Genomic DNA, 1,352 nt, shown 5'->3' on the forward strand with positions numbered 1-1,352 from the left:
CACTCGGACGAGCAGGTCGCGTGGCCCCGGCGTTGGGGTCGGGAGATCGAGATCAACGAGCGCTTGATCGTGGTCGATCGGCAAGGAGGTGTAGAAACCGACAGCCTTCATGGAAGTGGTCCTTTCTTTGGTATGGGGGTTAGGAGCGGGCGCTCGCCGCGACGCCGAGCACGATGGCGGCGGCGCCGAGGATCAGGTCCGGGCCTGGGCTCTCGCGCAGGGCCGCCATGGAGAAGGCGAGGCCGGCGACCGGCACCGCCAGCATCAGGGTCGACATCGCGCTCGCCGGCAGCCGGGCGCTCGCCGCGTTGACGGCGCAGAAGCAGAAGGCGGTGGCGACCGGGCCGACGAAGGCGAGACAGACCCAGAGCGTACCCGTGCCGTCGCCGGTGAACGGCCCCTCGACCGCGCGGGCAAGCGGGGCCAGCACCATTGCCGCGAGCAGCATTTGCCAAGGCGCGAGCCTGATCGCCGGCGAGGGCGCGCGGCCGTAACGCAGGTGCAGGATGCACAGGGCCCAGGCGGCGGAGGCGGCGAGCAGCATCGCGTTGGCGCCGACGACCTGCGCGTCGCTCCAGTCAATCGCGTGCGGGTTGAGCAACAAGAGAACACCGAGACCGGCGAAAATGATACCGACCCAACGCCGCCGTTCAATCCGCTCGCCGAACAACAGAAGTGCGGCGGGAAGGACCCAGATCGGCGTGGTGTAGCTCAAAATCGCAGAGCGACCGGCAGGCAGGTGAGTCATGGCCACGGCGCCGAGCGCAGTGAACAGCATCATCTGCAGGAGGCCGATCGAGGCAACAATGGGCAGGTCGGCCCACTCCGGCAGCCGCAGCTCACGGCGCAACATCTGCCAAACGAACAGGCAAGCCGCACCCATGGCGAAGCGCGATGCGGAAAACCACAGCGGCGAGACATGGCCCAATCCGACTTTCATTACCGGCCAGTTGGCGCCCCAGAGCAGGATCGCGACGCCGAGTAGGAGCGCGGGACCGCACCGCAGCCGCGGACGGCTCGATACACGCACCTCTGCCGTAACGACGGCGACGCCAATTTGTCGTTTGGCTGGTAAGTCGTTGGAAGCAGGGCAAGAGTTGGTGGCTGAGGCGGACATGATGGGCCTTGTGAAGGATCAGATGTCGTGGTCCGGGCAACTCCAGTGACCTGGATGCTCGGCGTCATGTCGTCCGCGACGAATGAGAGGAGGGTAGAATGCCTGCGCTGAATTGATCTGATAAGCGCATAGTTCCAATAGCTATAATTGGATTATCGACTGAAGCAGGAGCAGCTCGACCGGAGACTGAATGCGATGGAGATCCGTCGCCAAGGCGCAGCAGGACGAGACCGTC

General features: G+C 65.2%; 1 protein-coding gene and 1 pseudogene. Both read right to left on the reverse strand.

The window, feature by feature from the left end:
* A pseudogene (locus VQ02_RS39590) lies at positions 1-111 on the reverse strand (zinc-binding alcohol dehydrogenase family protein); the annotation flags it as partial.
* Positions 112-139: 28 nt separating this feature from the next.
* Entirely contained in the window at positions 140-1,117 is a 978-nt protein-coding gene (locus tag VQ02_RS32295) for a DMT family transporter (RefSeq protein WP_048448364.1), read from the reverse strand.
* Positions 1,118-1,352: the final 235 nt, after the last annotated feature.

The sequence above is a fragment of the Methylobacterium variabile genome (assembly GCF_001043975.1).
Classification (GTDB): domain Bacteria; phylum Pseudomonadota; class Alphaproteobacteria; order Rhizobiales; family Beijerinckiaceae; genus Methylobacterium; species Methylobacterium variabile.

What these genes read in the sequence shown, in the direction of transcription:
- VQ02_RS32295 (WP_048448364.1), bottom strand. Translation starts at nt 1,117, where the DNA reads ATGTCCGCCTCAGCCACCAACTCTTGCCCTGCTTCCAACGACTTACCA.